This is a genomic window from Streptomyces sp. NPDC046876 (assembly GCF_040645035.1).
In the GTDB taxonomy this organism is placed as follows: Bacteria; Actinomycetota; Actinomycetes; order Streptomycetales; family Streptomycetaceae; genus Streptomyces.
In genome coordinates this window covers 1-7,178 of sequence record NZ_JBEYXK010000179.1, presented here as the reverse complement: position 1 = coordinate 7,178, position 7,178 = coordinate 1, and the positions used below count along the sequence as shown (strand labels likewise).

General features: G+C 72.3%; 6 protein-coding genes. All 6 read left to right on the top strand.

Features of this window, described 5'->3' with window-relative positions:
* The first annotated feature begins 259 nt into the window (after positions 1-259).
* Positions 260-1,045, top strand: a complete 786-nt coding sequence (locus ABZ924_RS37645) for an alpha/beta fold hydrolase (RefSeq protein WP_361920100.1) — start codon at positions 260-262, stop codon at positions 1,043-1,045.
* A gap of 126 nt (positions 1,046-1,171) precedes the next feature.
* Positions 1,172-1,990 (top strand): hypothetical protein, encoded by an 819-nt coding sequence (locus ABZ924_RS37640; RefSeq protein ID WP_361920098.1) that lies wholly within the window; start codon positions 1,172-1,174, stop codon positions 1,988-1,990.
* A 7-nt stretch (positions 1,991-1,997) separates the two neighbouring features.
* Positions 1,998-3,809, top strand: coding sequence for a non-ribosomal peptide synthetase (locus ABZ924_RS37635; protein WP_361920096.1), 1,812 nt, complete (start codon positions 1,998-2,000; stop codon positions 3,807-3,809).
* 15 nt (positions 3,810-3,824) lie between these two features.
* Complete coding sequence (locus tag ABZ924_RS37630; protein ID WP_361920094.1) at positions 3,825-4,853, top strand: methyltransferase; 1,029 nt, start codon at positions 3,825-3,827, stop codon at positions 4,851-4,853.
* A gap of 31 nt (positions 4,854-4,884) precedes the next feature.
* Positions 4,885-5,136 (top strand): acyl carrier protein, encoded by a 252-nt coding sequence (locus ABZ924_RS37625; RefSeq protein ID WP_361920092.1) that lies wholly within the window; start codon positions 4,885-4,887, stop codon positions 5,134-5,136.
* A 222-nt stretch (positions 5,137-5,358) separates the two neighbouring features.
* Positions 5,359-7,178: type I polyketide synthase (locus ABZ924_RS37620; RefSeq protein WP_361920090.1), on the top strand; the 1,820-nt coding region annotated here is incomplete at its 3' end.

Below are 7,178 nucleotides of genomic sequence, written 5' to 3'. Positions count from 1 at the left end.
GGCGGCCCCGGGCCCCGCTGCGGGGCTGCGCCCCGCACCCCCCGGGGGCTCCGCCCCCGGACCCCCGCGCCTCAAACGCCGGCGGGGCTGGATGGTGCCGCCCGGGCTGGATGGTGCCGGGCGGGCCGGATGGTGCCGCGTGGGCTGGATGGTGCCGCGTCGGCTGGATGGTGCCGGGCGGGCTGGATGGTGCCGGGCGGGCTGGATTTGTGTCGCTGTATCGCCGTATTGCCGTTTGATCTAGCCTGAGGAGGCTTTCGTGAGCTCTCGTCCCGCCACTGACAGTGTTTGGCTGCGTCGCTATGGTGACGCTCGGCCCGGGGCTCCGCGGCTGGTTTGTTTTCCGCATGCCGGGGGATCGGCCAGTTTCTACTTTCCCGTTGCGCAGGCCCTGGCCCCCGACATCGACGTGCTCGCCGTTCAGTATCCGGGGCGTCAGGACCGGCGCGGGGAGCCGCTGATCGACAGCGTTGCCGTGCTCGCCGACCGGATTTTCAGTGAGCTTGCAGCCCTGGTGACTGCCGAACCGGACGTGCCGGTGTACCTGTTCGGGCACAGCATGGGGGCAACCGTCGCCTTCGAGGTGACGCGTCGGCTCCAGGACGCCGCGCTGCCCGGGCCCGTGCGGCTGTTCGCTTCGGCGCGGCGTGCTCCCTCGCGGACGCGGGCCGACCGGGTGCACACCCGGGACGACGACGGGCTCATCCAGGAGCTGCGCCGGCTCAGCGGCACCGACGCCCGGGTCCTGGGCAACGAGGAGATCATGCGCATGGCGATCCCCTCCATCCGCAACGACTACCGGGCCGTGGAGACCTACCGGGCGGAGCCCGGCACCCGGATCGACACCCCGGTCTCCGTCCTCGTCGGCGACAACGACCCCACCACCACCCTGGCCGAGGCGCGCGCCTGGGAGGAGCACACCAGCGCCGGCATCGAGCTGCGGGTCTTCCCCGGCGGCGGCCACTTCTACCTCGCCGATCGGCCCGAGGAGGTTCTCGATGTCATTCGCGAGCGGGTGCTGGTCAGCGCTGTCGGGGCGGGCTGACCCCGCCCCCGCAGTACGCCCGGTCGGCTGTTAGGGGTCCGGCCGGGAACGGTAGGGGTCCGCAGATCAAGGCCGGGACCCTAGCGTGAAGTGAAGTTCCTGACGTCGCAAGGATTGGGAATCACGGTGAGCCCGAGAGCGTGGAGAGCGCTGAGTCATGGCGCGGACGACGCGGTCACGCTGGTGGTCGATTTCACCGGCAGCGGCCGCGAGCAGGCCCAGTTCGCCGACCTGGCCCCGCTCCTGGACCCGCCGCTGACCGTGTGGGCCAGCCTGCCGCCGCTGCCGGGCGACGAGGTCGCCCGGACCGGCGGGGCCTACCTCGACTGGTGGCTGGCCGGGCTGCGCGAGGAGGGCACCCGCGTAGCCGCCGTGGCCGGCTACTGCGCCGGTTCGGTCTTCGCCGCCGCCCTCGCCGACCGGATCGGCGAGTGGCAGGAGCGGCCGCAGGTGATCCTGCTCGACCCCGAACTTCCGTCATGTGACGGGATGTTCCGGAACTTCCACGGGGTCGGGGGCACGCTCGCTGCCGTGCTCGACGAGGCGGAACTCGCCGCCTTCCATGCGGTGGGGAACCGGCTGGAGCAGCAGGGCGGCCCCGACGGGACGGGTGCGGTCGCTTCCACCGGCCTGGTCCTCGAGCAGGCCTTCGGCGAGGCCGTCGCCACCACCGCCGAGCGCCTCGACCTCGACGACGACATCCGCGACGAGCTGTCCGGTGCCTTCAGCGCGCTCGTCGGCTACCTGACCGCCGCCGCCGACCTCGCCGACCCCGCCGCCTGGGCCGGGGCGACCGCGGTGACCTCCGCGGCCCCCCGCCACCCGGTCGGCCGCGAGCTGCGCATCGACGTCCCGCACGACGACCTGCTGCGCGCCCCGGCCGCGGCCCGCGCCGTGAGCGCCCTGATCGCGTCCGACCGCCACCGACAGCCCGCGGGCAGGTGAACCACCCATGACCATCGCCACCACAGGCCGGCCCGTTCGGGCCGCTGCCGATTCCGTTGCCACCGTGCTCGTGCCGGAGTCGCTCGCCGCGCAGGCCCGGCTGACGCCCGGGGCCACCGCTCTCGTGCACGGCGGCGCCGCGCTCACGTACGCGGAGCTCCACGAGCGTGCGGACCGGCTCGCCCGGTACCTCATCGAGCGGGGCATCGGGCCCGAGGACCTCGTCGCCGTCGGGCTGCGCCGCTCCGCGGAGCTCGTCGTCGCCTTCCTCGCCGTCCTCAAGGCCGGCGCCGCGTACCTGCCGGTCGACCTCGACAACCCGCGCGAGCGCCTCTCGTACATGCTGGAGGACTCCCGCCCCGTCCTCCTCCTCACGAGCGGTGAGGGTGGTGCCGGTCTCGGTGCCGCGGGTTCGGTCGTTCTCCTCGATGACCCGGACACCGTCCGGGCCCTGGACGCCATACCCGCGCACCCCGTCTCCGACGGCGAGCGCCGTACGCCGCTGGATCCGGACCATCCCGCGTACGTCATCTACACCTCCGGTTCCACCGGCCGGCCCAAGGGCGTCGTGGTCACCCACCGGGCGCTGGCCGCCTACCTGGGCGACGCCCGCGCCCTGTACCCGAGCGCCGCCGGCAGTGCCCTGCTGCACTCCTCGGTCGCCTTCGACATGACCGTCACCACCCTGTACGCGCCCCTGCTGCACGGCGGCGCGGTCCGCATCGCCGCCCTGGAGGAGCCCGGCGGGCAGCAGGCCAGTCTGCTGAAGGTCACCCCCTCGCACATGGCGCTGCTCGACACCCTCCCCGACGGCGCGGCGCCCACCGGGCAGCTCGTCGTCGGCGGCGAACAGCTGCTCAGCGAGGTCGTCGACACCTTCCGCCGCCGCAACCCCGGCGTCACCATCGTCAACGAGTACGGTCCCACCGAGGCCGCCGTCGGCTGCTGCGTGCACGTCCTGGCCCCCGAGGACCCCCTGACCCCTGGCGCCGCCGTGCCCATCGGACGCCCCACCAGCACCAGCCGCCTGCACGTCCTCGACGACCTGCTGCGGCCCGTCGCCCCCGGCACCCCCGGCGAGCTGTACATCGCGGGCACCCAGCTGGCCCGCGGCTACCTCGGCCGCCCCTCCCTCACCGCCGAACGCTTCGTCGCCGACCCGTACGGCCCGCCCGGCAGCCGCATGTACCGCACCGGCGACCTGGTGCGCGCCGGGGACGACGGGATCCTGGAGTACCTCGGCCGCCTCGACGGGCAGATCAAGATCCGCGGCTACCGCGTGGAGCTCGGCGAGATCGAGACGGCCCTGCTGCGCCACCCCGACGTGGGCCGCACCGCCGTCACCGTGCACCGCGAGCCGTCCGGCGAGGTGCACCTGGTCGCGTACGCCGTCCCCGCCGCCGGTATCGACGTACTGGACGAGCGCCGACTGCGGTCCCACCTCGCCCGGACGCTGCCCGACTACATGGTGCCGACGGCGTTCCTGACCCTGGACGCGCTGCCGCTGAACGCCAACGGCAAGCTCGACACCGCCGAGCTGCCCAAGCCGAAGTTCACCGCGCGCACCGCGTACCGGGCCCCCGAGACCCCCGAACAGGAGCTGCTGTGCTCCCTGTTCGCCCAGTTCACCCAGGCCCCGAAGGTCGGAGTCGACGACGACTTCTTCGCCCTCGGCGGTACCAGCCTCGGCGCCGCACAAGTCGTCGGCCGGGCCCGCAGACACGGACTGCGCCTGAGCCTGCAGGACGTGCTCGAACACCGCACCGTCCTGCGGCTCGCCCCCACCGACTCCCGCCCACCGCACCACCCCACTCACTGAGGAGATGGAACAAGGATGCAGCTCCTGCAGCTCGCCGGCATGGGATGGATCTCCCGCTCCCTGGGCGTCGCCGCCCGCCTCGGCATCGCAGACCACCTCGCCGACGGCCCCAAGACGGCCGAGGAGATCGCCGAACTCACCGACTCCCACCCCGACGGCGTGCTCTACCTGATGCGCGTCCTCGGCATAGTCGGCGTCTTCCACGAGAACGAGGACGGCACGTTCGGCCACACCGAGCTCTCGCAGCAACTGCGCGACGACCACCCGCGCTCCATGCGCTACTGGTGCGTGCTGGGCGGCGAGATGTACTACGACGTGTGGCGCGACCTGCTCACCACCGTCAAGACCGGCGCCCCCTCCTCCCGCTCCGAGTACGGCAGCTCCATCTACGCCTACATGGACCGCGACCCGGAGGCCGGCGAGGTCTACGACCGGGCCATGGCCGACATCACCCGCCCGGCGGCCGCCGAACTCGCCCGCGACTTCGACTTCTCCGAGATCAGCCACGTCATCGACGTCGGCGGCGGCACCGGGCACCTGCTCAAGGGCATCCTGTCCGCCCACCCCGACATCACGGGCACGGTCGCCGAGCGCGGCGACGTCGCCGCCCGCGGCGCCCGCATCCTCGCCGAGTCCGGGGACACCGACCTGCAGGGCCGGCTGTCCTTCACCGAGGCCGACTTCTTCACCGAGGTCCCCAGCGGCGCGGACGCGTACTTCCTCAAGAACGTCCTGCACAACTGGAGCCCCGAGAGCAGCAGCAAGATCCTGGAGAGCGTCCAGCGCGCCATGGTCCGCACGATCGAGGAGTCCGAGGGCGTCGCCGCCGAGCCGGTCCTCTTCGTCATCGAGCCGCTCCTCGGCCACGACAACGCCTCCGCCATCCGCTCCCTGTTCCAGATGGTCGTCTGCGAGGAGGGCACCCGCATCCGCGGCGAGGACGACATGCGCGCCCAGGCCGCCAAGGCCGGCCTGGAGGTCCGCTCCATCAAGAACCTCTCCACGGAGCACAGCGTCATCGAGTGCGTCCTGGCCCGCGACTGAGCGGCCCGTGGCCGCTGGAAAGGAAATCCCCATGGTGTGGGACAGCCGTTTCGAACCCATTGTCAGGCCGCACCTGACCTTCCTGCCCGACGACGCCGAATTCTCCGCGGACCTCGATCTGCGCGACTTCGGACTTGATTCGCTCGGCATCGTCGACCTGCTCATCGAGCTGGAGAACACCTACCAGGTCACCTTCACCGACGACGCCCTGGCCATGGAGACGTTCGCGACCCCCGGCTCCCTGTGGGCCACGCTCACCGGGCTGTTCGCGGCCGCGGCCTGAGCTCCGCCCGAGCCTTCGAAGGGCGCGGCAGCACCTGTGCTGCCGCGCCCTTCGGCGTGTGGTCACACCGGTCCGATAGGGGTCGTCAGGGGTGGTTCGGCCGCATGGCGCGAAATAGCCTCGTCAGAGCGATCAATGGTTTCCGTATTTCGGATTTTTGCGTTGCCGCGTTCCCGCATTCCCGCATTCCCGTATCTCCCGTTCTTCCGCGAGGTGGACCACGTGTCGGCAGAGTCGAACGAACAGAAGCTCCTCGACTACCTCAAGCGGGCGACCGCAGAGCTGCGGGAAACCCGGCGCCGACTGCACGAAGAGGAAAACCGGCAACGCGAACCCATAGCCATCGTCGGCATGGCCTGCCGCTACCCCGGTGACGTCACCACCCCCGACGAACTGTGGGAGCTGCTCGCCGACGGCCGCGACGCCGTCTCCGCGTTCCCCGAGAACCGCGGCTGGGACACCGAGGGCATCTACGACCCGGACCCGGACGCCCCCGGCAAGACCTACTCCCGGCACGGCGGCTTCCTCGACCGCGCCGCCGACTTCGACGCCGACTTCTTCGGGATCAGCCCGCGCGAGGCCCTCGCCACCGACCCGCAGCAGCGCCTGCTCCTGGAGACCTCCTGGGAGGCCCTGGAGCGCGCGGGCATCGACCCGCAGAGTGTGCGCGGCGCCCACCTCGGCGTCTTCGCCGGCGTCATGTACCACGACTACGGCTCCCGCCTGAGCGACGTCCCCGACGACCTCGGCGCCTTCCTCGGCAACGGCAGCGCGGCGAGCGTCGTCTCCGGCCGCGTCGCGTACGCGCTCGGCCTGGAGGGTCCGGCCGTCACCATCGACACCGCGTGCTCCTCGTCGCTGGTCGCCGTCCACCTCGCCGCCCAGGCCCTGCGCAACGGCGAATGCACCATGGCCCTGGCCGGCGGTGTCACCGTCATGGCCACCCCCGAGACCTTCATCGACTTCAGCCGCCAGCGCGGTCTGGCCGCCGACGGCCGCTGCAAGCCGTACGCCGAGGCCGCGGACGGGACCGGCTGGGGCGAGGGTGTGGGCGTTCTCGTTCTGGAGAAGCTCTCCGATGCGCGGAAGAACGGCCACCGCGTGCTGGCCGTCGTCAGCGGCTCCGCGATCAACCAGGACGGTGCCAGCAGCCAGCTCACCGCCCCCAACGGGCCCGCCCAGCAGCGGGTCATCCGGCAGGCGCTGGCCAGCGCGCGGCTGACGGCCACGGACGTGGACGTCGTCGAGGGCCACGGCACCGGTACGAAGCTCGGCGACCCGATCGAGGCGCAGGCGCTGCTCGCCACGTACGGCCAGGACCGGCCGGAAGACCGGCCGCTGTGGCTCGGGTCGGTGAAGTCCAACCTGGGCCACACCCAGGCCGCGGCGGGCGTTGCGGGCATCATCAAGATGGTCCAGGCGCTGCGCCACGAGAGCCTGCCCATGACCCTCCACGTGGACGCCCCGAGCAGCCACGTGGACTGGGCGGCGGGCTCCGTGTCGCTGCTGACCGAGGCCCGGCCGTGGCCGGCGGGGGAGCGGGTCCGGCGTGCCGGTGTCTCCTCGTTCGGCATCAGCGGTACGAACGCCCACGTCATCGTGGAGGAAGCCCCGGCCGAGGAGCCCTCGGACACGGTGGAGGCGGACGCCCTCCCCGTGGTGCCCTGGCTGATCTCCGCCAAGACCCCGGACGCGGTCCTCGACCAGGCCGCCCGTCTGCGGGAGTTCCTCGCTGCGCGGCCCGGACTGGACCTCGCGGCCGCGGGCCTCGCCCTCGCCACGCAGCGCACGCCGTTCCCCCACCGGGCGGCCGTCGTGGCCGCCGACCGCGACGGGCTGCTGGCCGGCCTCGACCAGCTGGTCGACGGGCAGGGCGCCCTGCGGGGCACGGCGGCCTCGGGCCGACTGGGCTTCCTGTTCACGGGGCAGGGCAGCCAGCGGGTTGGGATGGGGCGCGAGCTGTATGCGCAGTACCCGGTGTTCGCGGGTGCGCTGGACGAGGTGTGCGCGGCCTTCGATGAGCATCTTGAGCGGCCGTTGAA

What these genes read in the sequence shown, in the direction of transcription:
- ABZ924_RS37630 (WP_361920094.1), top strand. Translation starts at nt 3,825, where the DNA reads ATGCAGCTCCTGCAGCTCGCCGGCATGGGATGGATCTCCCGCTCCCTG.
- ABZ924_RS37635 (WP_361920096.1), top strand. Translation starts at nt 1,998, where the DNA reads ATGACCATCGCCACCACAGGCCGGCCCGTTCGGGCCGCTGCCGATTCC.
- ABZ924_RS37625 (WP_361920092.1), top strand. Translation starts at nt 4,885, where the DNA reads ATGGTGTGGGACAGCCGTTTCGAACCCATTGTCAGGCCGCACCTGACC.